This window comes from Streptomyces beigongshangae (genome assembly GCF_019710745.1).
Lineage (GTDB): Bacteria > Actinomycetota > Actinomycetes > Streptomycetales > Streptomycetaceae > Streptomyces > Streptomyces beigongshangae.
The window spans coordinates 1-25,013 of record NZ_JAHKJW010000085.1 but is presented as its reverse complement, the minus strand read 5'-3'; the positions used below and the strand labels follow the sequence as shown (position 1 = coordinate 25,013).

At 72.5% G+C, this 25,013-nt stretch carries 27 protein-coding genes and 1 pseudogene; 16 read left to right on the top strand and 12 right to left on the bottom strand.

Annotation, left to right across the window (positions count from 1 at the left end; all coding sequences use genetic code 11):
* The 4 genes and pseudogenes from KM933_RS35920 to KM933_RS35905 form a co-directional block, all read left to right on the top strand.
* Positions 1-324 (top strand): annotated as a pseudogene (locus tag KM933_RS35920) (histidine kinase); the annotation flags it as partial.
* Between the two features lie 11 nt (positions 325-335).
* The gene (locus KM933_RS35915; RefSeq protein ID WP_221360777.1) at positions 336-761 is read left to right on the top strand and encodes a roadblock/LC7 domain-containing protein; all 426 of its coding nucleotides are present in this window, start codon (positions 336-338) and stop codon (positions 759-761) included.
* Position 762: 1 nt separating this feature from the next.
* Positions 763-1,119, top strand: a complete 357-nt coding sequence (locus KM933_RS35910) for a DUF742 domain-containing protein (RefSeq protein ID WP_221360775.1) — start codon at positions 763-765, stop codon at positions 1,117-1,119.
* Positions 1,106-1,693, top strand: coding sequence for a GTP-binding protein (locus tag KM933_RS35905; protein WP_221360765.1), 588 nt, complete (start codon positions 1,106-1,108; stop codon positions 1,691-1,693). Before KM933_RS35910 ends, KM933_RS35905 begins: the two co-directional genes overlap by 14 nt.
* A gap of 5 nt (positions 1,694-1,698) precedes the next feature.
* Here the strand turns inward: KM933_RS35905 and KM933_RS35900 are convergent, their stop codons facing one another.
* The 7 genes from KM933_RS35900 to KM933_RS35870 all read right to left on the bottom strand — a co-directional run bounded on the left by KM933_RS35900 (position 1,699) and on the right by KM933_RS35870 (position 8,004).
* Entirely contained in the window at positions 1,699-2,196 is a 498-nt protein-coding gene (locus tag KM933_RS35900; RefSeq protein WP_221360763.1) for an RpiB/LacA/LacB family sugar-phosphate isomerase, read from the bottom strand.
* Positions 2,197-2,233: 37 nt separating this feature from the next.
* The gene (locus KM933_RS35895) at positions 2,234-3,850 is read right to left on the bottom strand and encodes a fused response regulator/phosphatase (RefSeq protein ID WP_221360761.1); all 1,617 of its coding nucleotides are present in this window, start codon (positions 3,848-3,850) and stop codon (positions 2,234-2,236) included.
* Positions 3,847-5,220, bottom strand: a complete 1,374-nt coding sequence (locus KM933_RS35890; protein WP_308013656.1) for a sensor histidine kinase — start codon at positions 5,218-5,220, stop codon at positions 3,847-3,849. The genes KM933_RS35895 and KM933_RS35890 overlap by 4 nt, the downstream gene beginning before the upstream one ends.
* Before the next feature lie 93 nt (positions 5,221-5,313).
* The gene (locus KM933_RS35885; RefSeq protein ID WP_221360756.1) at positions 5,314-6,378 is read right to left on the bottom strand and encodes an ATP-binding SpoIIE family protein phosphatase; all 1,065 of its coding nucleotides are present in this window, start codon (positions 6,376-6,378) and stop codon (positions 5,314-5,316) included.
* Entirely contained in the window at positions 6,366-6,788 is a 423-nt protein-coding gene (locus tag KM933_RS35880) for an anti-sigma regulatory factor (RefSeq protein WP_221360754.1), read from the bottom strand. The genes KM933_RS35885 and KM933_RS35880 overlap by 13 nt, the downstream gene beginning before the upstream one ends.
* The gene (locus KM933_RS35875) at positions 6,785-7,156 is read right to left on the bottom strand and encodes an STAS domain-containing protein (RefSeq protein ID WP_221360752.1); all 372 of its coding nucleotides are present in this window, start codon (positions 7,154-7,156) and stop codon (positions 6,785-6,787) included. Before KM933_RS35875 ends, KM933_RS35880 begins: the two co-directional genes overlap by 4 nt.
* Positions 7,153-8,004, bottom strand: coding sequence for an STAS domain-containing protein (locus KM933_RS35870; protein ID WP_221360750.1), 852 nt, complete (start codon positions 8,002-8,004; stop codon positions 7,153-7,155). The genes KM933_RS35875 and KM933_RS35870 overlap by 4 nt, the downstream gene beginning before the upstream one ends.
* Positions 8,005-8,352: 348 nt before the next feature.
* Here KM933_RS35870 and KM933_RS35865 point away from each other — a divergent pair, with 348 nt between their 5' ends.
* Positions 8,353-8,805, top strand: coding sequence for an ATP-binding protein (locus KM933_RS35865; protein ID WP_221360748.1), 453 nt, complete (start codon positions 8,353-8,355; stop codon positions 8,803-8,805).
* Positions 8,806-8,834: 29 nt separating this feature from the next.
* On the opposite strand, the gene KM933_RS35860 is transcribed toward KM933_RS35865, so the two are convergent.
* The 5 genes from KM933_RS35860 to KM933_RS35840 all read right to left on the bottom strand — a co-directional run bounded on the left by KM933_RS35860 (position 8,835) and on the right by KM933_RS35840 (position 13,457).
* Positions 8,835-9,587: a SigB/SigF/SigG family RNA polymerase sigma factor gene (locus KM933_RS35860; protein ID WP_260334678.1), complete on the bottom strand. Its 753-nt coding sequence runs from the start codon at positions 9,585-9,587 to the stop codon at positions 8,835-8,837.
* A gap of 313 nt (positions 9,588-9,900) precedes the next feature.
* Complete coding sequence (msrB, locus tag KM933_RS35855; RefSeq protein WP_221360744.1) at positions 9,901-10,308, bottom strand: peptide-methionine (R)-S-oxide reductase MsrB; 408 nt, start codon at positions 10,306-10,308, stop codon at positions 9,901-9,903.
* Between the two features lie 22 nt (positions 10,309-10,330).
* Complete coding sequence (gene murC / locus KM933_RS35850; RefSeq protein ID WP_221360742.1) at positions 10,331-11,731, bottom strand: UDP-N-acetylmuramate--L-alanine ligase; 1,401 nt, start codon at positions 11,729-11,731, stop codon at positions 10,331-10,333.
* Positions 11,732-11,909: 178 nt separating this feature from the next.
* On the bottom strand, positions 11,910-12,383 hold the full coding sequence (locus KM933_RS35845; protein ID WP_221360740.1) for an indole-3-glycerol phosphate synthase: 474 nt from the start codon (positions 12,381-12,383) through the stop codon (positions 11,910-11,912).
* A 192-nt stretch (positions 12,384-12,575) separates the two neighbouring features.
* A complete protein-coding gene (locus KM933_RS35840) occupies positions 12,576-13,457 on the bottom strand; it encodes a pyrimidine reductase family protein (RefSeq protein ID WP_221360738.1) in 882 nt (293 codons plus the stop codon).
* A 37-nt stretch (positions 13,458-13,494) separates the two neighbouring features.
* Here KM933_RS35840 and zapE point away from each other — a divergent pair, with 37 nt between their 5' ends.
* From zapE to KM933_RS35785, 11 genes are all read left to right on the top strand, one after another.
* Positions 13,495-14,595 carry a cell division protein ZapE gene (gene zapE, locus KM933_RS35835; protein ID WP_221360736.1) on the top strand — a complete coding sequence of 367 codons (1,101 nt, stop codon included), beginning with the start codon at positions 13,495-13,497 and terminating at the stop codon, positions 14,593-14,595.
* Positions 14,596-14,812: 217 nt separating this feature from the next.
* Positions 14,813-15,193: a hypothetical protein gene (locus KM933_RS35830; RefSeq protein ID WP_221360725.1), complete on the top strand. Its 381-nt coding sequence runs from the start codon at positions 14,813-14,815 to the stop codon at positions 15,191-15,193.
* A gap of 155 nt (positions 15,194-15,348) precedes the next feature.
* Positions 15,349-15,939, top strand: coding sequence for a carbonic anhydrase (locus tag KM933_RS35825; RefSeq protein WP_221360724.1), 591 nt, complete (start codon positions 15,349-15,351; stop codon positions 15,937-15,939).
* Positions 15,936-17,444, top strand: a complete 1,509-nt coding sequence (locus tag KM933_RS35820) for a SulP family inorganic anion transporter (protein WP_221360722.1) — start codon at positions 15,936-15,938, stop codon at positions 17,442-17,444. Before KM933_RS35825 ends, KM933_RS35820 begins: the two co-directional genes overlap by 4 nt.
* Before the next feature lie 268 nt (positions 17,445-17,712).
* Positions 17,713-19,074 (top strand): alkaline phosphatase PhoX, encoded by a 1,362-nt coding sequence (locus tag KM933_RS35815; RefSeq protein WP_221360720.1) that lies wholly within the window; start codon positions 17,713-17,715, stop codon positions 19,072-19,074.
* A 237-nt stretch (positions 19,075-19,311) separates the two neighbouring features.
* Positions 19,312-20,154 (top strand): PPK2 family polyphosphate kinase, encoded by an 843-nt coding sequence (locus KM933_RS35810; RefSeq protein WP_260334674.1) that lies wholly within the window; start codon positions 19,312-19,314, stop codon positions 20,152-20,154.
* A gap of 113 nt (positions 20,155-20,267) precedes the next feature.
* Positions 20,268-21,083, top strand: a complete 816-nt coding sequence (locus KM933_RS35805; RefSeq protein ID WP_308013655.1) for a polysaccharide deacetylase family protein — start codon at positions 20,268-20,270, stop codon at positions 21,081-21,083.
* A 182-nt stretch (positions 21,084-21,265) separates the two neighbouring features.
* Positions 21,266-22,126, top strand: coding sequence for an aldo/keto reductase (locus KM933_RS35800; protein ID WP_221360716.1), 861 nt, complete (start codon positions 21,266-21,268; stop codon positions 22,124-22,126).
* Between the two features lie 105 nt (positions 22,127-22,231).
* The gene (locus tag KM933_RS35795) at positions 22,232-22,978 is read left to right on the top strand and encodes a peptidyl-tRNA hydrolase (RefSeq protein ID WP_221360714.1); all 747 of its coding nucleotides are present in this window, start codon (positions 22,232-22,234) and stop codon (positions 22,976-22,978) included.
* 180 nt (positions 22,979-23,158) lie between these two features.
* Positions 23,159-23,953 carry a DUF4142 domain-containing protein gene (locus tag KM933_RS35790; protein ID WP_221360711.1) on the top strand — a complete coding sequence of 265 codons (795 nt, stop codon included), beginning with the start codon at positions 23,159-23,161 and terminating at the stop codon, positions 23,951-23,953.
* Between the two features lie 172 nt (positions 23,954-24,125).
* A partial coding sequence (locus tag KM933_RS35785) for an MbnB/TglH/ChrH family RiPP precursor modification enzyme (protein ID WP_260334673.1) occupies positions 24,126-25,013 on the top strand: 888 nt, incomplete at its 3' end.

Here is a 25,013-nt window from a genome sequence, read left to right as displayed (position 1 = left end):
GAGGTGCCCGCGCCTCGGACCGCCGTCGCCGGACACCGCCCCGCGGCCGGCGCCGGCGGGGGACGCGGCGGGATCGCCCCGCTGCCGCGCCGGGTGCCGCAGACCAGCCTGGCCGCCGAGTTGCGCGAGGACTCCGCGGCCGACGAGGCCGACGGCTCCCTGGACGACTTCACCGCGGAACGCGCGGCCTCCTCCCTAGCCGGATTCCAGCGCGGCACACTCCGCGCCCGTGACAACGACGTGGATTCGACGTACGACCAAGGGGAAGAAACCACGCCCGAAGGCGCATCCGTCACCTCGACTCCGCCCGCAGACCGCTCATGAAGGACAGAGAAATGACACGCCCCACCCCCGCCACGCACAGCCAGCTCGACCAGCTGCTCACCGGACTGGTGGACCGGGTCGCCGAGGTGAACCAAGCCGTCGTGCTCTCCGAGGACGGGCTGGTCGTCAGCAGGTCCACGGGGTTCCTGCGGGACGACGCCGAGCGGCTGGCGGCGACCGCGTCCGGCCTGATGAGCCTGAGCAAGGGGGTCAGCATGGACTTCCGCGGCGGCCCCGTACGCCAGGCACTCATCGAGATGGCCAACAGCTACCTGATCCTCACCACGGCGGGCCCCGGCGCGCACCTGGCCGTGCTCACCAGCAAGGGCGCGGACGTCGGAGTGGTCGCCTACCAGATGAACATGCTCGTGAAGAAGATCGGCGAGCACCTCAGCGCGGCACCGCGGGCCGGCGTCGCCACCGACAACGGCGAGTGAGGTGAACGGAGGCGACTCGGCGGGCCGTCTCGTACGGCCGTTCACCCTGACCGGCGGCCGCACCCGGCCCAGCCGCACCGACTTCACCCTCATCACGTCGGTCACCGCGGTCGACCCGCCGCCCGCCGGGGCCGCCAGACCGCAGCCCGAGCACGCGCGGATCCTGCGGCTGTGCGCGAAACCGGTCGTGGTGGCGGAACTCGCCGCCCAGCTCGACCTGCCGGTGAGCGTGGTCTGCATCATGCTCTGCGACCTGCTGGAAGCCGGCCGGATCGCCGCCCGGGCACCGCGCGAGATCTCCCGCACCTCGGACTTGGACCTCCTGCAGAAAGTGAGGGACGGCCTTGGCCGGCTCTGACCCCGTCATCCGGGGGACCTCAGCACCCGACACGGTCAAGATCCTGATCGCCGGAGGGTTCGGCGTGGGCAAGACCACCATGGTCGGCTCGGTCAGTGAGATCGTGCCGCTGCGCACCGAGGAACCGCTCACCGCGGCCGGCCTGGGCGTCGACGACCTGGGCGGCATCCCGGAGAAGCACGCCACCACGGTGGCCCTGGACTTCGGCCGGATCACGCTCAGCCAGGAACTCGTGCTGTACCTCTTCGGCACGCCCGGGCAGCAGCGGTTCTGGTTCATGTGGAACGACCTGGCCATCGGCGCCCTGGGAGCCGTGGTCCTGATCGACGTGCGCCGCCCGGAGTCCAGCTTCGCCGCCATCGACTTCTTCGAGCGGCGCGGCATCCCGTTCGTCGTCGGCGTCAACGGTTTCCACGGGGAGCACCCGTACTCGCCCGAGGAGATCCGGGAGGCGCTGGCCCTTCCCGAGAACGCGCACGTCCTGCTGTGCGACGCCCGGGACCGCGACTCGTGCCGGGACGTGCTGATCGCGCTGATAGACCAGCTGATAGCGACCTCGGCGCAGACCGGCTGAACCCCCTACGGAGCCGGTGCGCCGCCGGCGCCGTCAGCGCGGTCGGTGCCGTCAGCGCGGTCGGTGCCGTCGATCCGGGCCAGGTGGGACACGTTCTCGCGGTCGTCGGCGTCGGGGCCGGGCCCGCTGTCGAACCAGGCGTCGAGGATCTCCCCGAGCAGCGGACCGGACGTCAGCCGCAGCCCGAGGGCCAGCACGTTGGCGTCGTTCCAGCGGCGGGCGCCGCGGGCCGTGTACGCGTCCGTGCACAGCGCGGCGCGGACGCCCGCCACCTTGTTCGCGGCGATCGACGCGCCCGTGCCGGTCCAGCAGCACACGACCGCCTGGTCCGCGCGCCCGGCGGCGACGTCACGGGCCGCCGCCTCGGAGCACACCGCCCACCGCGCGTCGTCCCCGGGGCGCAGCGCCCCGTGCGTCAGCACCTCGTGGCCGCGCTCGCGCAGTTCCGCGAGCAGCGAACGGGCCACGGGTTCGTCCGTGTCGGAGGAGACGGAGATCCGCATGGACCGAGACTAGTGGACCGGGACCGATGGACCGGGACTAGGTGAACAGGGCGGTGATCAGGGCGATGTCGTCGTTCTTGTTCTGCCCGAAGCGGTCGAGCAGCAGGTCGCACATCTCCTCCAGGTCCTCCGGGCCGTCGGCCACGGCCTCGCGGAACTCGGCGAGGGTGGCGTCCAGATGGGTGTCCCGCACCTCGACGAGGCCGTCCGTCACCATGAGCAGACGGGTGCCGGGCGGGATCTCCACGACGGTGGGCGGCGGGTGCGGGAGCCCCATGCCGATCAGCGGGCCGTGCGGGTCGTGGAACCGCGGCCCCTCCTTCGGGTCGATGACCAGCGGAGGGATGTGGCCCGCGTTGGCGATGTGCAGGCGGCGCTCGTCCAGCTCCACCAGGACGAGGCAGAGCGTGACGGTGATGCCCGGCTGGGACTGCCCGAGCAGCGTCTCCAGCCGGTGCAGGATGTGGTCCGGGGGGTGGCCCTCGACGGCGTAGGCCCGCAGCGCGTGGCGCACCTCGCCCATGACGGTCGCGGCCGTCACCGAGTGCCCGACCACGTCGCCGATGGCGAGCAGCAGGCCGTTGACCGTCTGCACCGCCTCGTAGAAGTCGCCCCCGATCTCCGCGTGCTCGGAGGCGGGCAGATAGCGGAAGGCGAGCTCGACCCCCGGGACGGACGGCAGCTCCTTGGGGAGGAAGGAGCGCTGCAGGGCCAGTCCCAGGGCGTGTTCCTCGTTGTAGGTCCGCAGGGCTTCGAGGGCCAGGGCGCTGGCGTTGGCCAGCTGCTGCAGGAGCTGCTCGTCGTCGGCGCTCTGCAGGGCGCTCGCGGGGACGGCCAGACAGACGGGCGGCCGGCCGCGCTTGGTGCGGGACACCGCGAGGGCGACGTCCCCGGGCAGGTGGTCCGCCGGCAGCACCGCCCGCCACTGCTGGTGCGGGACGCGGACGATCGTGACCCCGGTGTCCTGGTTCAGACCGTGGGACGCGAGCTGCTTCAGGAGCACCGAGTGGACGGGCTGGATGCGTACGGGGCCCTGCGGGTCGTCGGTCATGCTGTGGACGGCCTGGGCCTGGGGCGAGAGGAAGACCGCGCTGGCCGGGCCGTCCAGCAGGGCGGCCGCGCCGCCGGTGGCCGCCGCCGCGAAGGAGTGGAAGCCCACCGCGCTGTAGACGTTCATCGTCGCCCGGTTCAGCGCGATGAGGCGCTGGGCGAGCCGCTCGGCGCGCTGGCGGGCCCTGGCGTAGCGCAGGGTGGCGGTGACGGTGGCGAGGAGTTCGCCCGGGTCGACGGGCTGGTCGAGGTAGGCGTCCGCACCCCGTCTGAGCCCTTCCGCGTGGTCGGCGGGGCTGATGGCGGCGGCGGAGATCTGGATGATCGGCAGGTGGGTCGTGCGCGGACTGTTCTTGAGCCGTTCGCTGACCTCGAAGCCGCTCATGTCGGGGAGCCGGACGTCGATGATCGCGATGTCCGGGACCGGGCCCGGGTCCCCGTCCGGTCCGGCGTCCGCGCGGGCGAGGCCCTCCTCGCCCGTGACGGCGCTGACGACGGTGTGCCCCGCGCGCTGCAGCCAGCTGGTGAGGACGTAGAGGTTCGTCTCGTTGTCCTCGACGACCAGTACGGTCGCGGGCAGACGCTCTTGTGCGTTGTCGGTCACGGCCCGCCCTTCCTGTTCCGCGTTTCCTTGGTGTGCCCGGGGCCGAGGTCCGGCAGGCGGACCTCCACCCGGGTGCCGGCGCCGACGGTGCTGGTGAGGGTCAGGGACCCGCCGAGCAGTTCCGCGAGCGTACGGGCGTAGGGCAGGCCCAGGCCGGTACCGGGCCGGCCCTGCTGGTGCGGGCCGCGGACCTGGTAGAACACCTCGAAGACGCGTTCCAGTTCCTCGGGCGGGATGCCGATCCCGGTGTCCGTGACGGTGAACACCGCTTCGGGGGCCGACGGCTCGGGGGCGACGGTGATGTCCAGGCGCACCTCGCCCCGTTCGGTGAACTTGAGGGCGTTGGACAGGACGTTGCGCAGGATCCGGACCAGCAGCGTCTCGTCGGTGACCAGGGACTGCTGCTGCTCGACACGGGGCGTGACGAAGGTGATCCGGTCGTCGCCGTGGCCGCTCAGGAAGAGGCCGCTGAGGTGGGCGACCAGCAGCCGCAGGTCCACCGGTTCCGGCTGGATGTCGAGGTGGCCGGCTTCGGCCTTCGCGACGTCCAGCAGGTCGCTCACCAGGGACAGCATCGTGTGGCCGGAGGAGGCGATGAGTCCGACCTGCTCGCGCTGCTCGTCGGTGAGGGCGGGCGAACTGGGCGCGAGGAGCAGTGTCGAGAGCGCGACCACGGAGTTGACCGGGGTGCGCAGTTCATGGCTGATGTTGGTCCAGAACCGGGTCTTGGACTCGCTGGCCTCCTGCAGCTGCTGCCGCTTGTCCTCCAGTTCCGTGTGCAGTGCCAGCACACCGCTGTTGGTCGTCTCCAGCTCCTGCGTCAGCTCGGAGTAGAGCGCGAGGACACCGCGGTTGGTCTCCTCCAGCTCCTCGTTGAGGCGGCGCAGTTCCTCGCGCTGGGCGCGGGTCTCCTCCAGGGTGGCGATCAGGTCGCGCGTCTGGGCGCGCAGGTCGTCCGCCTCGGTCGAGCTGGTGCGGCCCTTGAGGACCTCCGCCAGCCGGGCGTACTGCTCGTCCGCGCTGCCCGCGCTCACGTCCAGCGGCTGGGTGACGACGATGCGGCCGCCCGTCGGACCGGGCTCGTGCTCGGTCCGTACGAGTTTCCCGGCCAGGTCGAGCGTCTCCCTGGCCGGGGGCGGTCCGCCGGTCCAGGCGAACGTGACGAGGAGGGAGGACGGGCGGCCCGGCGGGACCAGGCTGAAGGAGACCTCCAGGCCGCGGCAGGCCAGCCGGTCCCGGCCCAGTTCGCTCAGCGCGGTCGCCAGCCGGACCTGGTCCTGGCGGTCCAGGGACAGCGCCGCCGCGGCCTGCTGGGCGCTGCGGCGCAGGCCGAACACGTCCTGGGCCGAGGACAGGACGAAGGACGCCACCGGGTCGGCGGACCCGGTGACGGGTCTGGAGGCCGCCGGGCGGTCGCCGCGGGCGGCCGGGTCAGAGGCCACGCTCGTGCCGTTCCCCGCCGGTCACCAGGCCCCCTTGACCACGACCACACTGGCGTCGTCCCGCCGCACCCCCGCCTCGCGCAGTAGGTGGCCGGCCATGACGAGCGGCGAGTGGTGCAGCAGACCGGGCAGGGCCCCGTGGTCCCAGCGTTCGGTCAGGCCGTCGGAGTGCATCACCAGGGCGCCGTATCCGGAGAGCGGTTCCTCGAACGTCCGCAGTCGCCGCATGTGCGAGCCGACTATTCCCGGAGCGGACAGCAGGGCCTTGCGTCCGCCGTCGCCCACGAGGAAACCGCTGACGTTGCCGATCCCGCAGTACCGCACCCGTCCCGCGCCGGGCTCGATCCGCGCCACGGCGACCGCCCCGCCGCGGGTTCCCTGCAGGGCGCGGTGCACCGCCCCGAGGGCACCCTCGGGGCTGAGGTCGTGGGTGTTGCCGAACGCCTTGACCGCCGCCTGACTGGCGCGGGCCGCGAGAGGGCCGTGCCCCAGCCCGTCGCAGAGCATGACCAGGATCGCCGGCCGGTGTCCGGTGCCGGTCGCGGCGTCGGTGCGTACGGCCCACGCGTCCCCGCACACGCTCTCGCCGCTGATGGGCCTGGTCACGCCGTCGGCGAGGGACGGGCCCGGGGCGACGACGGCCCTGCCGTCGACGGTGCGCGGCCAGAACTGCGCGGCCATCACCGTCCCCCGCCCCGGCAGGGAGTGCAGGTCGAAGTGGTCCGCGAGCCGGGAGACCGCCCCCAGGCCGATGCCCAGGGTGCCGGCGCTGGACGTCCCGTCGGCCAGGGAGGCGGGGACGTCCGTCATCCCGGGACCCGAGTCGACGGTGAGGAACTCCACGCCCGCCTGGTCGCCGGACCGCACCACGCGCAGCAGCAGGGCCCCGTCGTCGGCGTGCCGCTGTACGTTCGTGGCGGCCTCGGTGACGGCGAGGGCGACCTCGGCGGCGCGGTGGTCGCTGAGGCCGAGCCGTCTGGCCAGCGAGGAGGCCGCGCTCCGGGCGGCCACGGCCAGCGAGACGCCGTCCCGGAACCAGGCGATGTCCTCGCCGACCAGGACGGCGGCGGTGCTCACCGTGCCCACTTGGTGATGGACACGGTCGTGCCCTCGCCGGGCGCGGTGTCCAGCCGGAAGTCGTCGACGAGGCGCCGGGCGCCGCTGAGACCGAGCCCCAGGCCGCCGCCCGACGTCCAGCCGTCCGTCATGGCCTGGTCGACGTCCGGGATACCGGGGCCGGAGTCCTCGAAGACGGCGGCCACTCCCCGCCTGCCGTTCGCGCTCACCAGACCGGCGGTGACCTTGCCGCCACCGCCGTAGATCAGGGTGTTGCGCGCGAGCTCACTGGCCGCAGTGATCATCTTCGTCTGGTCGACCAGGGACAGCCGGGACTGCTGGGCCAGCGCTCTGATGGCCTGCCGGATGTGCACGAGGTCTCCGCTGCGCGCTATGGGGTAGACCTTCGGATCCTCCCCCGCGGCCCAGGGCGCGGTCACCGCAAGACCGAACTGGTGGGCTGACGCAGCTTCGCCAGCCCCTTCTCCAGGTCCAGGGCGGTGTCGACACCACCGAGGGAGAGCCCGAGCTCCACCAGGGTGATGGCCACGGCGGGACGCATCCCCACCACCACCGTCCTGGCGTCGAGCACCCGCGAGATGGCGGCCACCGTCGCCAGCATGCGTCCCACGAAGGAGTCGACGATCTCCAGGGCCGTGATGTCGATGATGACGCCCCGGGCCGCCTTGGACACGATCTGCTCGGCGAGGTCCTCCTGGAGGTTCAGCACCATCTGGTCCTCCAGGTCGAACTGGACGGACACCAGCAGGGTCTCCCCGATCCGCAGGATCGGAATGCGCTCGCTCATCGCTGTACGCCCTCGTGCGCGACCAGATCCACGCCGGACCGGCGCAGCGCCAGCTTCAGGGCGTCGGCCAGGCTGGCCTTCGTGATGATGTCGTCGAACTCGATGCCCAGGGCGACGATGGTCTGCGCGATCTGCGGGCTGATGCCGGAGACGGTGCACTCGGCGCCCATCAGCCGGGCGGCGACGATGGTCTTCAGCAGGTGCTGGGCCACCTGGGTGTCCACCGCGGGCACGCCCGTGATGTCGATGATCGCCTGCTCCGAGCCGGTGTCCACCAGGGCCTGGAGGAGCTTCTCCATCACCACTTGCGTGCGCGCCGAGTCCAGCGTGCCCACCAGCGGCACGGCGATGACGCCGTCCCACAGCCGCACCACCGGCGTGGACAGCTCCAGGAGCTGCTCCGCCTGCGCGGTGATGATCTCGTCGCGGGTCTGCGAGTACGACTCGATCGTGAACAGGCCCAGCCCGTCCAGGACGCGGCCGAGCTCCAGGTAGGCGCGGGTCTCGTCGCCGGACCCCTCCTGGAGGACGGGTTCGAGGACCCGCTTCAGCGCGAAGACGCTGATCGCGGTCTCGGTGGGTGAGAACCCCTGGCGGGCCCTGTTGCGCGACAGCTCCGTCAGCAGTGCGCGGACCTCGGACATCTGCTCCGCGTGGACGTCGGTGGCCCCTTGCTGGAGCGCGTCCACCAGTGCGTCGTACAGCTCCCGGAGCTCGCGGTCGAGTTCGGCCGTGCCGACGCGGCTTCCCAGCGACGCCGACACCTCCCGCACCCACGCCGCGGCCAGGTCCTGACCCTCCACCGACAAGAGCCCTACCAGATCCGCAGCGTTGTCTCGCTTCGCCATTCAGGCGCTCCTTCAATGTTCCGCTATACGTGTCACCACTGACGCCCGAAGCCTACGGCACGGGCCTTAGCAGACATCCGTGACCTTGAAGTAGGGGCCATTGGCAGATCTTGTGCAACCGGAGCCGGTCCGGAGGCGTCCCCGGCCGATGAACGGACCGCGTGGGATGCGCGTCTGTCACCATGGCCTCAATGTGGCTGATGAGACGTGGGGCGGAGCCTGACCGAGGGCCCTGTCCGAAGGAGTGAACAGCCACACTCGAACAGCTGATCGATCCTAACCGGGCGGCACGGGAAGCGCCAAGCGGAGCGGGCGCCGACGGACAACGGGAACGAAGGTGGAGAAAAGGTGGAGCCAGTCGGTAGCGGCGGGGCGGGACCGTCGGGCGCCCCTGCCATAGTCGCCGCCGTCTCCTGGAACGGCGACGGCAGTTGCATCGCCGAAGCGCGTCACTTCGCGGTCGACTTCCTCACCCGCGCCGGGACGGACCACGGTGTGTCCGTCTCCGCCCGCGCGATGGACATCACCCAGTTGGTGGTCAGCGAACTGGTCACCAACGCCCACAAGTACGCCCCGGGCCCGCTGCTGATGGAACTGCGCATCGCGGACGCCGCGGTGGCGGTGACCGTGCGCGACAGTGCCCGCGCCCGGCCGGTCGCCCGTTCCGTCGACCCGGGCAGGATCGGGCAGCACGGCCTGGAGATCGTCATGGCCGTGGCCCGGACCTTCCGGGTCGATCTCGAACCGGCCGGGAAGAGTGTGACCGCCACCGTCGCCCTGGCCGACGAGCCGGCCGGCTGACCGGCGCCCCCGTGCCGTGACCGGGCTCCTCAGGTGGTGGTGAGGAGTCCGGTGCGCAGACGGTTGAGGGTGCGGGTGAGGAGGCGGGAGATGTGCATCTGGGAGAGGTTGAGCTCGCGGCCGATCTCCGCCTGGGTCATCTCCCGGCCGAAGCGCATCTCGATGATGGTGCGCTCGCGCTCGTCGAGCTGCTGCAGCAGGGGGGCCAGGGTGTGCAGGTCCTCGAAGAGGTCCATGGCCGGGTCGCTCTCGCCCAGGGTGTCGGCGTAGGTGGGCCCCTCGGCGGTGTCGTCGTCGCCGCCGGGGGTGTCGATGGAGCCGGCGACGTAGCCGTTGGCGGCCACCAGGCCCTCGATGATCTCCTCCTCGCTCAGCTCCAGGTGGGCGGCGAGTTCCTTGACCGTCGGCGGGCGGTTGAGCGTGGTGGCCAGGGCCTCCTTGGTCTTGGCCAGGGTCACGCGCAGCTCCTGCAGGCGGCGCGGGACGTGCACGGCCCAGGTGGTGTCGCGGAAGAAGCGCTTGATCTCGCCGACGATGTAGGGGATCGCGAAGGAGGTGAACTCCACCTCGCGGGAGAGGTCGAAGCGGTCGATGGCCTTGATCAGGCCGATCGTGCCGACCTGGATGACGTCCTCCATCTCGCCGCCGCCGCGGTTGCGGAAGCGCCGGGCGGCGAACTGCACCAGCGAGAGGTTCATCTCGATGAGCGTGTTGCGGGCGTACTGGTACTCGTGGGTGCCCTCCTCCAGCTCCCGCAGCCGGTCCAGGAACAGCCGGGACATCTCCCGCGCGTCCTTGGGGGCGACCTTGGCCCCGTCCTCGATCCAGGGAAGGTCGCCGACGAGCTCCGGCGCTCCCGCGCTGGAAGCCGCCGCTTCGGAAGCGTTCACGGAGGAGATCACGGGTGCCGCCTTAAATGGAGAAGACAAGGTGAGCGTCTTCTGCCCCCGATGCCCGCATGCATGTCCGCGCATGCGCACTATTTTCTGCACTGTTTTCCGGACTGCTCTCCGGGCTGTTCCCGGGGCTGCTCCCGGGGCACGGCGACGGCGGCGCCGCTGCTGCGGCGCCGCCGTCCCGGCCCGCGGTTCCGTGTCAGTCCCCGGCCGGTGTCAGACGCAGCGAGATGGAGTTGATGCAGTACCGCTGGTCCGTCGGGGTCGGGTACCCCTCGCCCTCGAAGACGTGGCCCAGGTGGGAACCGCAGCGGGAGCAGCGCACCTCGGTGCGCGTCATCCCGTGCGACCGGTCCTCGACCAGCTCGACCGCGTCGGACTCCTTGGGGTCGTAGAAGGACGGCCAGCCACAGTGCGACTCGAACTTCTCCGTGGAGGTGAAGAGTTCGGCGCCGCACGCCCGGCAGGAGTAGACGCCCTTCGTCTTCGTGTCCGTGTACTCACCGCGGAACGCCGGCTCGGTGCCGGCCTGGCGCAGGACGGCGTACTCGGCCGGGCTCAGCTCCGCACGCCACTGCTCGTCCGGCTTCTCGATGTCGTACGACATGATGCTCAGCCCCTCACTACAGCTACAGCTTCTTCGACAGGCGGGCCAGGATCCCGGGTCCGAGATCCGTCACGTCACCCGCGCCCATGGTGAGAACGAGATCACCGGGCCTGGTCATTCCCGTCATCAGCGCGGGTACCTGCGCCGTGTCGTGCACGGGCGTCACATGGGCGCCGGCCGCCTGCGCCGCCTCGACGACCAGCTCGCTCGTCACACCCGGGACCGGGTCCTCGCGGGCCGGGTAGACGTCCAGGACCAGTGAGGCGTCCGCCAGGGAGAGGGCCTGGCCCATCTCCTTGCCCAGTTCCTGGGTGCGTGAGAAGAGGTGGGGCTGGAAGACGACGAAGATGCGGGAGTCGCCGGCGGCCGCCCGCATCGCCTCCAGGTCCGCCGTCATCTCCGTCGGGTGGTGCGCGTACGAGTCGACGACCTGGACGCCCGCCGCCTCGCCCTTGAGCTGCAGCCGGCGCTTCACCCCCGTGTAGGAGGCGAGCGCGGACGCCAGCTCGTCCGCCGGGACGCCCAGGGCGACGCCCGCCGCCAGCGCCGCCACCGCGTTGTGCGCGTAGTGGCGGCCGGGCACCGAGACCGCGAAGGTCAGCCGGGAGCCGTCCAGCTCGACGGTCACCTCGCTCCTCAGTCCCTGGGGGACCACGGACAGGACCCGTACGTCGGCGTCCTCGGACTCGCCGTACGTCACCACCCGGACGCGGTCGCCGGCCGGCAGCCGGCGCGTCAGCTCGCGCGCGCCCTCGTGGTCCGCGGTGATCACCAGGGTGCCGCCGTCCACGATCCTGCCGGCGAACGTCCCGAAGGACTCGTAGATCTCTTCCATGGACGCGTAGTTGGCGTGGTGGTCCAGCTCCACGTTCAGCACGATCGCCACCTCCGGCGCGTACTTGTGGAAGCTGCGGTCCGATTCGTCGGCCTCGGCGACGAAGATCTCGCCCTCGCCGTGCAGGGCGTTGGACCCGGGTTCGTCGAGGTCGCCGCCGATCGCGTACGAGGGGTTCAGTCCCAGCGTCGACAGGGAGACCGCCAGCATCGACGTCGTGGTCGTCTTGCCGTGCGTGCCCGCGACCGCGATCGGGCGCAGGCCGTCCATCAGACGGGCGAGGGCGTCCGAGCGGTGGACGACCGGGATGCCCAGTTCGGCGGCGCGGGCCAGCTCCGGGTTGTCCTCGCGGATCGCCGAGGAGACGACGACGCACGTGGCGTCGGACGCCAGGTGCCCGGCCGCGTGTCCGATGCGGACCGTGACACCCAGCGCGCGCAGGGCCTCCGCGGTGGCGGACTCCTTCGCGTCGCTGCCCGCCACGGCGGCCCCGCGCTGCGCGAGGATCTTCGCGATGCCCGACATCCCGGCGCCGCCGATGCCGATGAAGTGCGGTCGATCCATGGCGGTAGGAAGGCCGGGTGCCATACGTGTTTCTCCCAGGACGCAGCTACGGGGTGAGCGGCCCAAGCCTATGCGCTGCGTCGCCCGGGACGCCCCGGCCCCGTGAGGGGCACGGGGAACTGCGCGCCCGGCCACACACGAGCGGCACCCGGCGGACCCGGAGGACCTCCACGGCGCCCGCCGTCCAGCCGCAGCGGCGGCGTCACGCCTTGCTGTGCGAGAACAGCTTCAGCACCGGCACCCCCACCTTGTGCCGCGCCCGCGACGCCCAGTCCCGGTGGAAGAACTCCTCCACGTAATGGGGGTCGGTCAGCACGATGACCTCGTCCGCCCCCACCTCGTCGACGAGATCCCGCAGCGCGTCCAGCGGATGGTCCTCGATCAGCCGCCCCTGCGCCGAGCTGCCACTGGCCCGCAGCGCCACCAGCGACACGTCGAGGGCCTGCCGCCCCTGCCCGACGGCCTCCTCGCCCTCGGGCGTCTCGTGCTCGCGGGCCGCCTCGTCCAGTTCACCGAGCGCCACGTCGTCGATCGCCCGCAGGAGCCGGTCCGCCTGCTCGCCGCGCGGCTGGAGCAGTACGTGGAAAGCGACGTCCTCGTCGCCGTGCAAGGTGGTGACGAACTCGACGTCCGCGGTCGTGAGGGCCTTCTCGATCATCAATACGCTCGTGAACACGACAAACGCCCTTCTTGTCCGTGGGTCGTCCGCAGACCCTGCGGAAACCATCCTGCCCCGTGATCCCACGGGGACTGCATCATTCACATGTCCGGGAAGGCTAACCGGAATGCGCTATTCCGGATTCGGTCGGATCCGGCTTCGGTTCGGAGCCGCCTCCGGTCGGACCCGGCTTCGGTCGGACCCGGCTGATCACGTCCGGCGGCTCCGACGGTAACGACTGAAGAGGAACCCGGCCTCCTCCAGCAGGGACGTCAGCTCGAAGCGGCTCGGCACCGCGACCGGGGGGCCGCCCGCGATGCGCTGGGCGTCCCCCGCGGTGAGCACCGGGGACACCGTCAGGCACAGCTCGTCGAGGACGTCCGCCGCGACCAGCTGCCCGAGCAGCCGGGGCCCGCCCTCGGTGAGCAGCCGGTGCATGCCCAGACCGGCGAGCGCGCGGACGGCCCGCGCGGGGTCCACCCCCGCGCCGTCGCCCGCGATCACGACCCGCGCCCCGGACCTCTCGGCGGCGGCGATCCGGCCGGGCGCCGCCGCGGCTCCGGTGAGCACGAGCGTGGGGAGCAGCGGCGAGGTGAAGAGCGGCAGCGAGAAGTCCAGGTCGAGACCCGCGCTCACCACGGCGATCGCGGGCGCCGGGCCCTGTCCCGCCGCCCGGCGGAGCCCGGCGAAGTCCTCCCGTGCCCGCGCGGGGCGGTACCCCTCCCGGCGCACCGTCTCCGCGCCGACCACGACCACGTCCGCGAGTCCCCGCAGCGTCCCGAAGATCCGCATGTCGGCGGCGCCGGAGATGGGCTGCGAGCGCCCGTCGTGCTGGGCGGCCCCGTCGAGCGTGGAGACCATGTTGGCCCGCAGCCAGGGCTCCGGTCCCGCGCAGCCGGAGGGCCCCACGGGATAGGCGTACGCCTCGGCCAGTTCGTCGAGCCCCCACTCCCGGTCCGTCCCCCGGTCCGTCCCCCGGTCCGTCATCCGGTCCGTCATCGGGTCGGCGTCCCGGTCCGCCGTCCGCGTACCGGGCGCCCCGTGCGGGGCCGGAGCCGCTGTCTCGTCGGTCACAGGGAACAGGCGTCGCATGCCGTGCAGTGTGGCACGGGACGTAGAGTGGTGAACCGTGCCAGCCTCCACCACCGCCCCCGGATCCGGCCCCGCGGCCGACGCGGCCCCGTCGTCCCTGTGCGCCCGCGAGCCGCACGTCCCCGCGGACCGGCTGGTCGCCGAGATGGTCCCGCCGCCGCGCTTCGACACGGTGCGCTTCGACACGTACCTCCCGGACCCGGACCAGCCGAGCCAGACCGAGGCCGTCCGGGTCCTGGCCGGTTTCGCGGCGGGCCTCGGCGGGGCGCCGCAGACCGCGTCCGGCCTGCGCGGCCTCCTCGGCCTCGGCAGGAAGCCCGCGAAGACGCCGGCCGGCCCCCGCGGCGTCTACCTCGACGGCGGCTACGGCGTCGGCAAGACGCACCTGCTCGCCTCCCTCTGGCACGCGACCCCGGCGGAGCCCTCGCTCAAGGCCTTCGGCACGTTCGTGGAGCTGACCAACCTGGTCGGCGCGCTCGGCTTCCAGCAGACCGTGCGGACGCTGGGCGGTCACCGGCTGCTCTGCATCGACGAGTTCGAACTCGACGACCCCGGCGACACCGTCCTCGTCTCCAGCCTGCTCGGCCGGCTGGTCGAGTCGGGGGTGGCGCTCGCGGCGACCTCCAACACCCTGCCGGGCAAGCTCGGCGAGGGCCGGTTCGCCTCGGTGGACTTCCTGCGCGAGATACAGGGCCTGTCCGCGCACTTCCGGTCCCTGCGCATCGACGGCGAGGACTACCGCCACCGCGGACTGCCCGAGGCACCGGCCCCGTTCACGGACGAGCAGGTCACGCGGGCCGCGTGCGCGACACCGGGCGCCTCGCTCGACGACTTCCCGCACCTGCTGGAGCACCTGGCCCGGGTGCACCCCAGCCGGTACGGCGCGCTGACGGACGGGATCGAGGCGGTCTGCCTCACCGACGTGCGGCCGGTCCCGGACCAGTCCACCGCGCTGCGGCTCGTGGTCCTCGCCGACCGCCTGTACGACCGCGAGGTGCCGGTGCTCGCCTCCGGGCTGCCCTTCGACCGGCTGTTCAGCGAGGAGATGCTGGGCGGCGGCTACCGCAAGAAGTACTTCCGCGCGATCTCCCGGCTCACCGCGCTGGCGCGCGACGCCAAGGGGCTCGTACCGGCCTGAGGCTCGCACCGGTCCGAGGCTCCTACCGGTCCGAGGCTCGCGCCGGCCCGACCGCCCGCCCGGAAACCGGCGGTTTCCGGCCTCCCACCGATGCTCTTCGGCCCTCTTCAGGCTGTCTTCAGGGTGCAACGCTAAGTTAACCCTGCAAACGGTTTTCCGCGTTAACGTTCGCGTCAACAAGGGAACGACTCACCTGAGACCGGCCGGGAGGGGGCGCATGCGACGAGGTACGACGCTCCGGGCGCTGTTCACCGCCCTCGCCGCCGTCCTGCTGGCCCTGCAGCTCTCCGCCCCCACCACCGCGTTCGCCGCGACGTTCGCAACCGCGTACGCGGCACCGCTCCCCGGCTCCCAGGCCGAGTTCGCCACCTGCGCCGAGACCACGCACCCGCACGGCCCAGCCGGTCCCCTGCGCACCCGTGACCGGGTCCGCACCGCGGACCACGTGCCCCCGGCCTCCGCGCGTCCCCCGCTCTGCGGGGACGTGTCGGTCCGTCACGAGGACCCCTCGCACGTCTCGGCCGCGGCGGCGCACCACCGTACGACCAGATCCTGCGCGGGCCGTTCCACGGCGGCGCTCCAGGTCTTCCGCTGCTGAGCGGGCCGTCCGGGCACGAAGCGACTCCGACCTGACCCACCCCTCACCACGCCACGTCCGCCGAGCGCGTCGACGTGGGGTCACGTCGCCGTACCCGCATGCGCTTCCGTCTTGCAGACCCACGCGCCCCGACGCGCGCCAGGAGGAACCGACACATGCAGCCCCTCATCGATCACGCACGCTCCTTCCGCAAGCAGTCCGCGGACCGCCCGGAGGAGTTCGCCCGTCTCGCCGAAGGCCAGTCCCCGCAGGTCCTGTTCATCACCTGCTCCGACTCGCGGGTCGTCCCGGCCCTGATCACCGGAGCCCGGCCCGGTGAACTCTTCGAACTGCGCACGGCGGGCAACATCGTCCCACCGCACACCTCCGCACACCCCACCAGCGAGGCCGCCACCGTCGAGTACGCGGTGGACGTGCTCGGAGTCCCGGACATCGTCGTCTGCGGCCACTCCCACTGCGGGGCCGTCGGCGCGCTGGTCCGCGACGACGACCTGACCGCCGTGCCCGCCGTACGCGACTGGCTCGCGCACTCGACCCCGCGACCGGCCGGCGCCGTCGAGGACCCGACCGTCACCGAGGCCGTGCAGAACCACGTCCTGACGCAGCTGCTGCGGCTGCGCTCGTACCCGTGCGTGGAACGGCGGCTGACCGACGGCCGGCTGCGTCTGCACGGCTGGTTCTACGAGGTCCACACCGGCGCCGTGCTCGCGCACGACGTCCGCTCCGACTCCTTCGAGGCACTGTGAGCGCCACGACGGGCACCTCGGCGGCCACCGGACCCGCGGGCTCCGGCGGGCGGACGCGCTTCCCCCACCTGCGGCAGGACTTCACCGCGTCGCTCGTCGTCTTCCTGGTCGCGCTGCCGCTGTGCGTGGGCGTGGCCGTGGCGTCGGGCGTGCCCGCCGAGCTGGGCCTGATCACCGGCATCGTGGGCGGCCTGGTCACCGGCCTGCTGCCCGGCAGCAGCCTGCAGGTCTCGGGCCCCGCCGCGGGCCTGACCGTGCTGGTCTTCGAGGCGGTGAGCGAGTACGGGTTGGCCATGTTCGGTGTCATCGTCCTGGCCACCGGCCTGATCCAGCTCGGCATGGGCGCGCTGAGGCTGGGGCGCTACTTCCGGGCCATCTCGGTGGCGGTCGTCGAGGGCATGCTGGCGGGGATCGGGCTGGTCCTGATCGCGGGCCAGCTCTACTCGGTGGCCGGCGCGGAGGCCCCCGCCTCCGGCCTGGGCAAGATCGCCGGGCTGCCGGGGCTGGTGGTCGACTCCGCCGGGTCCTCCACCGCGCTGACCTCCTTCGGGCTCGGCGCCGCCACCGTCGCCGTGATGGTGCTGTGGAAGCACCTGCCCGGGAAGGTCCGTGCGGTGCCGGGGGCGCTCGCCGCGGTGGCGCTCGCCACGCTGGCGACCCTGCTGTTCGACCTGCCCGTGGCGACGGTGGAGGTGCGGGGGCTGCTCGACTCGATCCGGCTGCCGGGGCTCGAAGCCCTCGGCGGGCTGGCGAGCGTGGGGGTGATCGGCACGGTGCTGGCCTTCGTGCTGATCGCCTCGGCGGAGTCGCTGTTCAGCGCCGCCGCCGTGGACCGGCTGCACGACGGGCCGCGCACCGAGTACGACAAGGAGCTGATGGCCCAGGGCGCGGGCAACACGGTCTGCGGACTGCTCGGCGCGCTGCCGATGACCGCCGTGATCGTGCGCAGCTCGGCGAACGTGAGCGCGGGCGCGCGCACGAAGGCGTCCCGGGTGCTGCACGGTGTGTGGCTGCTGCTGTTCGCGGCGCTGCTGCCGGCCGCGCTCGCGTACATCCCGCTGCCCGCGCTCGCCGGTGTCCTGGTGCACGCGGGCTGGAAGCTGATCCCGCTGCGGAGCATCGCGGCGCTGTGGCGCGAGCACCGGGGCGAGGCGCTGATCCTGGTGGTCACCGCGGTGGCGATCGTCGCCGTGGGGATGTTCGAGGGCGTGCTGATCGGACTCGCGCTCGCCGTCGCCAAGACCGCCTGGGAGACCTCGCACCTCAGGCTGGAGGTCATAGACAAGGGAGCGGGCCCGGTGCGGGTGTACGTGTCGGGCAACGCGACCTTCCTGCGGCTGCCGAAGATCCTCGACGGTCTGGAGGCGCTGCCCCAGGACCGCCCGGTGGAGCTGGACCTGTCCGGGCTCCACCACCTGGACCACGCGTGCCGCACGGCGCTGGAGAGCTGGGCGCAGCGGCACAGCGCGCAGGGGACGGAGCCGGTGAAGGTCACCGCCCCGTAGGCGTCACACGCGGACACCACGTACAGGCGTCACGCGCGGGCGACGAGCACGGGCAGCACGAGCAGGCATCACTCGCAGGCGTCCCGCGCGGGCGCCGTGGCCCGTTCCGGAACTCGGCCGGGAATTCCGGAACGGGCCATTCGGGCTATCCGGGCCAACCGGCGGCCTGCGGGAACGCCACGCTACGCGCGTGGTTCACGTGGTCCGGACCGCGTGGTACACACAAGCGGGTCACGTTCTCCTGTCCGCCAACAGGAAGGTCGCACCCATGTCCGCAACACGACGCGAGGTACTCGCCCGCTCCGGAGCCCTGGGAGCGGGCATCGCGTTCACCGGAGCCGTCTCCGAGCTCTTCACCGGTACGGCCGCCGCGCTGGGCCACTCCGGACACGGCCCCCTGCTCCCCGACCCGAAGGGTCTGCTGGATCTGCCGAAAGGTTTCCGCTATCGGGTGCTGTCCCGCGAGGGCGAACCGCTCCGCTCCGGCGAGGGCCAGGTGCCGAGCAACCACGACGGCATGGCCGCCTTCGGCGGCAGACACGGCCGCGTCCACCTGGTGCGCAACCACGAGAACCGCCACACCGGCAGGATCCCGGTCCCGGCGGTCGACGGTCTCACCTACGACCCCGCGGGCAAGGGCGGCTGCACGGCGCTGACCCTCGACGCACACGGGAGCGTGGTCGGCGAGCGGGTCGCCATCGCCGGTACGGCCGTCAACTGCGCCGGTGGACCCACCCCCTGGGGCACCTGGCTGACCTGCGAGGAGACGGAGGACAGGGCCGGCACCAACGGCTACGCCAAGGACCACGGCTTCATCTTCGAGGTCGACCCGGTGGACCCGCACCGCACCGGAGCGGTGCCCCTCACCGCGATGGGCCGCTTCCAGCACGAGGCGGTGGCCGTCGACCCGAAGCGGGGCGTCGTCTACGAGACCGAGGACGCCTTCGACAAGCCCTTCGGCCTCTTCTACCGCTTCCTGCCCCGCAAGCCGGAGGGCGGCCGCGGTGCGCTGCGCGCGGGCGGCCGGCTGCAGGCGATGCGCGTGCCGGGCGTCCCGGACCTCTCCTCGGTCCAGGAGACGGGCGCGTCCTTCGACCGCGTCGAGTGGGTCGACGTACCGGACCCGCTGGCGGCCGGGACCCCCATCCGCTTCCAGGACTTCGGCCCCGGGGGCATCACCCACGCGCAGAAGCTGGAGGGCTGCTACTGGGGCGGCTCGTCCGTGTACTTCGTCTCGTCCTTCGCGCGCAGCGGCGACGGCTCGGCGGCGGACCACTACGGTCAGATCTGGCGGTACGAGCCCGGCGCCCGCCGGCTCACCCTGGTGATCGTCTTCGGCCCGGACACGGACGTGCAACTGCCCGGCGAGTCCCCCGACAACATCTGTCTCGCCCCCGGCGGCGGCCTGATGGTCTGCGAGGACGGCGGGGGCGTCCAGCACGTGTACGGCGTGACGCGGCGCGGCGAGGTGTACCCGGTGGCCCGCAACCGGCAGAACATCGGCACCCCGGACGAGCCGGAGTGGGGCGAGTTCGCGGGCGTCACCTTCTCCCCCGACGGCAGGACGATGTACGTGAACTGCTACACCCCGGGGACGACGTTCGCGGTGACGGGCCCCTGGCGCGGGTAGCCGTCCGCGCATGACGGCCCGCGGGCGGACGGTGCGGAGGAGCGCCGCCCGCCCGCGGGCCGCGGGATCGAGGGAACCGCCCCGAAAGGACACGTGATGGCCGAGAAGGACAGGCGGCACGAAGAGCACGGCGGGCACAAAGGGCACGGCGGGCACGAGGAGCACGGTGGGCACGAGGAGCAGGGGGGACACCAGGAGCAGGGGCAGCACGGTGAGCACCGGGTGGAGGACACCGCCATGCGGGACCTGCTGCGCGTGCCCGTCGGGGAACGGGTCGCCCTCTCCTCCTACGACGCCTCGGCGACCCCGGGCGGCGCCCTGGCCCCGCGTTCCAAGACCGACGGCCGCGAGGCCGTGGCCCGGATGAGCGAACCCCTCGCCGACCTCCAGGAGCGGCTCTGGGCCGCGAGCACCGCCGGTGACCACCGCCGGATCCTCCTGGTCCTCCAGGGCATGGACACCAGCGGCAAGGGCGGCACGGTCAAGCACGTCGTCGGTCTCTTCAACCCCGTCGGCTGCCGGGTCCGGGCGTTCAGGGCGCCGACCCCCAGGGAGCTGAGGCACGACTTCCTCTGGCGTGCCGGGAAGCGGCTGCCCCGGGCCGGCGAGTTCGGCATCTTCGACCGCTCGTACTACGAGGACGTCCTGATCGGCCGCGTCCGCGCACTCGCGCCGCCCGCCGAGATCGAGTCCCGCTACGGCCGGATCAACGACTTCGAGCGGTCCCTCGCCGACGACGGTGTGACCGTGGTGAAGTGCTTCCTGCACATCTCGTACGAGGAGCAGCGCCGCCGCCTCCTGCGCCGCCTCGCCGATCCGCGCAAGCACTGGAAGTTCAGCCCCGCGGACATCGACGACCGGGCCCTGTGGCCCGCCTACCAGGAGGCGTACGAGACCGTCCTCGAACGCTGCGGCACGGACGCCGCCCCCTGGTACCTCGTCCCCGCCGACCGCAAGTGGTACCGCGACTGGGCGATCAGCCGCCTGCTCCTGGAACACCTGAAGACGATGGACCCCCAGTACCCGAAACCGGACTTCGACGTGGAGGCATGCCGGGAACGGTTGCAGGAGGAGGGCTGAGCGGCGTCCGGGCCGGGCCGTCCTCCGGCACCCGGCACACACGCGACACGCGACACGCGACACTAAAAGTATTATGACCTGATTTTCCCATTTTTCCGGTTAGTGTCTCCGGTGTGAACACCTTCGTGCGGCGGGCCGCCCTGGGCTGCGTGCTGGGCGCCGCCGTCCTCATGGCCTGCGGCACCCCCGAGGCCCCCCGCGCCACCGCCCCCGGGTCCGCCGCCCCGCCCTCCCGGCCGCCCACCCTCGCGCCGGGGCCGGGCGGGCTGACGCCCGTCTTCAGGCGGGCGGGCCGGGCGCACGGCAAGGTCGTCGCGCTGACCTTCGACGCCGACATGACGGCCGGCCAGGGGGCGCGGGCGGCCGCCGGAGAGCGGTTCGACAATCCCCGGCTGATCAGGACGCTACGGCGGCTGGAGGTGCCGGCGACCGTGTTCATGACGGGGCGATGGGCCGAGGAGTACCCGCGGCAGGCACGGGCCATCGGGCGCGACCCCCTCTTCGAGGTGGCGAACCACTCCTACAGCCACCACGCCTTCACCGAGGACTGCTACGGACTGCCGCGCCTCCCCGTGGCGCGGATGCGGGCGGACGTGGAGCGGGCCTTCGCCGCGTTCCGCAGGGCCGGTGTCGCGCGCCCGATGCCGTACTTCCGGTTCCCGGGCGGGTGCTACGACCGCCGGGCGCTCAGGGCGCTCGGTGCCACCGGGGTGACGGCCGTGCAGTGGGACGTGGTGAGCGGGGACGCCTTCGCGACGGACGCGCGGGCCGTGGTGGCGGAAGTGCTCGGCGGGGTGCGGCCCGGTTCCGTGGTCGTCATGCACTGCACGCGCAGCGCGGCCCCGGTGACCGAGCGGGCGCTGCGGACGATCGTCCCCGAACTGCGCGAACGCGGATACCGGTTCGTGAAGGTGTCGGAACTGATCTGACCCCTCCACCTCGATCCTTCGGTCCGTCCGCTGCGATTCATCGCCGTCGCCGCTCAAAGCGATCGGATTCTCGTGTTGGACGGCGAAAACGTCACGGTGGAGGCTGGAAGCACCGAACGAGTCCCCATCCCCAGTCCCATCCCCAGTCCCAGTCCCAGTCCCAGTCCCCAGGAGGAATCTCCATGCAGACACGCACCATCGGTGACGTCCGGGTCGGAGCGATCGGTCTGGGCGGAATGCCCATGTCCATCGAGGGGCGCCCGGACGAGGAACGGTCGGTCGCGGCCGTCCACGCGGCCCTGGACGCGGGCGTCACGCTCATCGACACCGCCGACGCCTACCACCGGGACGCGAACGAGGTCGGCCACAACGAGTCCCTGATCGCCCGGGCCGTGGCCTCGTACGGCGGCGACACCTCGGACGTGCTGATCGCCACGAAGGGCGGTCACCTGCGTCCCGGCGACGGCTCCTGGACGCTGAACGGTTCGCCGGAGTACCTGAAGAAGGCATGCGACGCCTCGCTCGGCCGCCTCGGCGTGGAGGCCATCGGGCTGTACCAGTTCCACCGGCCGGACCCGAAGGTCCCCTACGCCGAGTCGGTCGGCGCGATCCGCGACCTGCTGGACGCGGGCAAGATCCGCTTCGCGGGCATCTCCAACGCGGACCCCGACCAGATCCGGCAGGCGAACGAGATCCTGGGCGGCCGGCTGGTGAGCGTGCAGAACCAGTTCTCGCCCGCCTTCCGCTCCAGCGAGCCGGAGCTGGAGCTGTGCGCGGAGCTGGGCATCGCGTTCCTGCCGTGGAGTCCGCTCGGCGGCATCTCGAACGCCGGTGACCTGGGCTCGCGGTACGCGGTCTTCGCGGACGTGGCGGGCGAGCACGGGGTGAGCCCGCAGCAGGTGTGTCTGGCGTGGATCCTCGCGAAGGCACCGGTGACGATCCCGATCCCGGGTTCGTCCCGCCCCGGGACGATCACCGACTCGGCGGCGGCGGCCGACCTGAAGCTGTCGGAGGAGCAGCTCTCCCGCCTGAACGCGGCATAGGCGCTCCAGCGGCCCGCGGACGGAAGAACCCGGCCCTCCCGTCCACGGACCGGCGGGAGGTCGGCCGCGCGGGGCCGCCGATCTTCCGCCTGGCAGACTGGTGGGGTGAGCAGTGACGAGACGACGACCGCGGCGCACGCCGGAGCGCAGGACAGTCCCTTCCGGCACGAGCGGACCGCCCGTGACGAGGCGCCGCAGTTCGTGCTGCCGCTGGTCGTCCGCATCGAGCGCGACGATCCGCCGGCGCGCACGGACGCGCTGGAGACCGCGGCCCGTGCCGTCCTGGTCCTCCTCGGCGACGAGCGGGCGCACGGCGACGGCGCGTGGGCGCAGGCCGTCCGGGACTGGCAGGACGCCCGGATCCGCAAGGTCGTCCGGCGGGCCCGCGGTGCCGAGTGGCGTCGCGCGGAGGCGCTGCCCGGCATCACCGTCAGCGGCGGGTCGGCCGCGGTCCGCGTCTTCCCGCCGGTCCCGCTGGACGGATGGCCCAAGGACCTGGCCCGGCTCCAGGTCTCCGGCACGGAACTCGACGACCCGCGGCCGCCGGCCGAGCCCGACGCGGCCACGCCCGTGCTGTGGCTGAGCCCGGACCTGGAGATGTCGGCAGGCAAGGCGATGGCCCAGGCGGGCCACGGCGCCCAGCTGGCCTGGTGGGAGCTGTCGGGCGAGGACCGTACGGCCTGGCGCGAGGCGGGCTTCCCGCTCGCCGTCCGCACGGCGGGCTCGCTGCGGTGGGAGCAACTCGTCACCAGCGGGCTGCCGCTGGTGCGCGACGCGGGCTTCACGGAGATCGCGCCGGGCTCGTGCACGGTGGTCGCCGACCACCCGGCCCTGCGCCTCGCCCTGCCCTAGCTCGCCCTGCCCCAGCCGGCAGGGCGGCGTGCCAGTACCTCCGCCTGTGCCTGTGCCTGTGCGGGGACTGTGACGCAGCAGACACGGGCCACTGAACGCTCCCGCCGTCCCGTACGTATCCTCTGTCGCTGGCCAAGTACAGATTCCCAACGACCGGTTGGTATATCCCGGGAGGCACCTTTGCGGCGTATCAACGGTACGGCCCTCGTCATCGTCGCGCTCGTCGGCACGCTCGGCGCACTCGCGTTCCCCGTGTGGTCGTACGCCGACCGCTCCGGCACGGGGCCGGCGAACCTCGCCGCCGGGACCGTCCAGACGAAGTACGGGCCGCTGACCGCCACCGACCGCGACCTGATCGTCCGGGTGCGGCTGGCGGGACTGTGGGAACTGCCCGCCGGGCAGCAGGCCCTCGAACGCAATCCCAGCCCCGCGATGAAGGAGGCCGCCGACCACCTGATCGTCGGCCACACCGACCTCGACAAGCGGGTGCGGGTGGTCGCGCGGGAGCTCGGCGTGGAGCTGCCGAACCAGCCGACCGAGCAGCAGCAGGGCTGGCTGCAGCAGATGACCGACGCGAGTGGCGCGGACTACCCCAAGGTGTGGGCGAACCTGCTGCGCTCCGCCCACGGCAAGATCTTCCCGGCGATCGGGGCGGTGCGGAACCAGACCCGCAACACGCTGGTGCGCCAGCTCGCCTCGGACGCCAACCAGACCGTGCTCGACCACATCACGGTGCTGGAGAAGACCGGCGCGGTCGACTTCGAGGCGATCGCCAACGACTCGGTGGCCGGCACCACGGCCAGCCCGTCCGGCCCGCCGCCGCCCGCCACCGGGGTGGTCCCGCCCGCGGCGCCGCCCGCCGAGGCCACCGGTGACATCGACACCACGTCGCGTCCCTCCCCGGGGGAGCCCGGCACGGTCAACACGAACCGGCCCGACCCCGAGGACCCGGACGCCTCGGCGTCCCCCCAGTAGGCCCGCTCGGCGGGTCCGCGGAAAGCCCGGAACCTCAAATGTTGCTCTGAACGTCCTCGCCGATGGGTTCGGCCCCGCTCGCCGGGGCCATCACCCGGTCACGCCGGAACACACGTCCGTCGAAGGAGACGACACACGGGTCCTGGTGAAGCGGTGACGGAGGAGGGGGACGATGGAGCACCTGGGTACGGGGATCGGATGGCGGCCGGAGATCGCGGACGCCGTGGAGCGCATGCCCGGCATCGACTGGGTCGAGGCCGTCGCCGAGAACGTCTGTCCGGGGCACCTGCCCGCGTCGCTGCTGCGGCTGCGGGAGCGTGGTGTCACGGTGGTGCCGCACGGGGTGTCGCTCGGGCTCGGCGGGGCTGACCGCCCCGCCGAGGAGAAGCTCGCCGCTCTGGCGGCCCGGGCCGGGGCGCTCGGCTCCCCGCTGGTCACCGAGCACATCGCCTTCGTCCGGGCGGGCGGGGCGCTGACCGCCTCGCCGGCGCTGGAGGCCGGGCACCTGCTGCCGGTCCCCCGCACCCGGGACGCCCTCGACGTCCTGTGCGAGAACGTCCGCATCGCCCAGGACTCCCTGCCCGTGCCGCTCGCGGTGGAGAACATCGCCGCGCTGATCTCCTGGCCGGGCGAGGAGATGACCGAGGGGCAGTTCCTGTACGACCTGGTCGACCGCACCGGCGTACGGCTGCTCATCGATGTCGCCAACCTCCACACCAACCACGTCAACCGCGGCGAGGACCCGGCCCGGGCGCTCGACGAACTGCCCGTGGAGGCCATCGCGTACGTCCATGTCGCCGGTGGTTTCGAGCGCGACGGCGTCTGGCACGACAGCCACGCGCACGCCGTGCCCGAGGCGGTCCTGGACGTCCTCGCCGAACTGGTCTCCCGGGTCCGCCCGCCGGGTGTGCTCCTGGAGCGCGACGAGAACTTCCCGGAACCGGCCGAACTGGAACGCGAACTGGCGGCGATCCGGCGGACGGTGGAGAAGGGCTCGGCGCCGGGCCCGGCCGCGCCCGCGGTCACCGGCGGCGCCCCGGCCGCCGGTGACCGCACCGAC

What these genes read in the sequence shown, in the direction of transcription:
- KM933_RS35915 (WP_221360777.1), top strand. Translation starts at nt 336, where the DNA reads ATGACACGCCCCACCCCCGCCACGCACAGCCAGCTCGACCAGCTGCTC.
- KM933_RS35900 (WP_221360763.1), bottom strand. Translation starts at nt 2,196, where the DNA reads ATGCGGATCTCCGTCTCCTCCGACACGGACGAACCCGTGGCCCGTTCG.
- KM933_RS35875 (WP_221360752.1), bottom strand. Translation starts at nt 7,156, where the DNA reads ATGAGCGAGCGCATTCCGATCCTGCGGATCGGGGAGACCCTGCTGGTG.
- KM933_RS35870 (WP_221360750.1), bottom strand. Translation starts at nt 8,004, where the DNA reads ATGGCGAAGCGAGACAACGCTGCGGATCTGGTAGGGCTCTTGTCGGTG.
- KM933_RS35860 (WP_260334678.1), bottom strand. Translation starts at nt 9,587, where the DNA reads ATGTCCCGGCTGTTCCTGGACCGGCTGCGGGAGCTGGAGGAGGGCACC.
- msrB (WP_221360744.1), bottom strand. Translation starts at nt 10,308, where the DNA reads ATGTCGTACGACATCGAGAAGCCGGACGAGCAGTGGCGTGCGGAGCTG.
- murC (WP_221360742.1), bottom strand. Translation starts at nt 11,731, where the DNA reads ATGGCACCCGGCCTTCCTACCGCCATGGATCGACCGCACTTCATCGGC.
- KM933_RS35840 (WP_221360738.1), bottom strand. Translation starts at nt 13,457, where the DNA reads ATGCGACGCCTGTTCCCTGTGACCGACGAGACAGCGGCTCCGGCCCCG.
- KM933_RS35830 (WP_221360725.1), top strand. Translation starts at nt 14,813, where the DNA reads ATGCGACGAGGTACGACGCTCCGGGCGCTGTTCACCGCCCTCGCCGCC.
- KM933_RS35825 (WP_221360724.1), top strand. Translation starts at nt 15,349, where the DNA reads ATGCAGCCCCTCATCGATCACGCACGCTCCTTCCGCAAGCAGTCCGCG.
- KM933_RS35815 (WP_221360720.1), top strand. Translation starts at nt 17,713, where the DNA reads ATGTCCGCAACACGACGCGAGGTACTCGCCCGCTCCGGAGCCCTGGGA.
- KM933_RS35810 (WP_260334674.1), top strand. Translation starts at nt 19,312, where the DNA reads ATGCGGGACCTGCTGCGCGTGCCCGTCGGGGAACGGGTCGCCCTCTCC.
- KM933_RS35800 (WP_221360716.1), top strand. Translation starts at nt 21,266, where the DNA reads ATGCAGACACGCACCATCGGTGACGTCCGGGTCGGAGCGATCGGTCTG.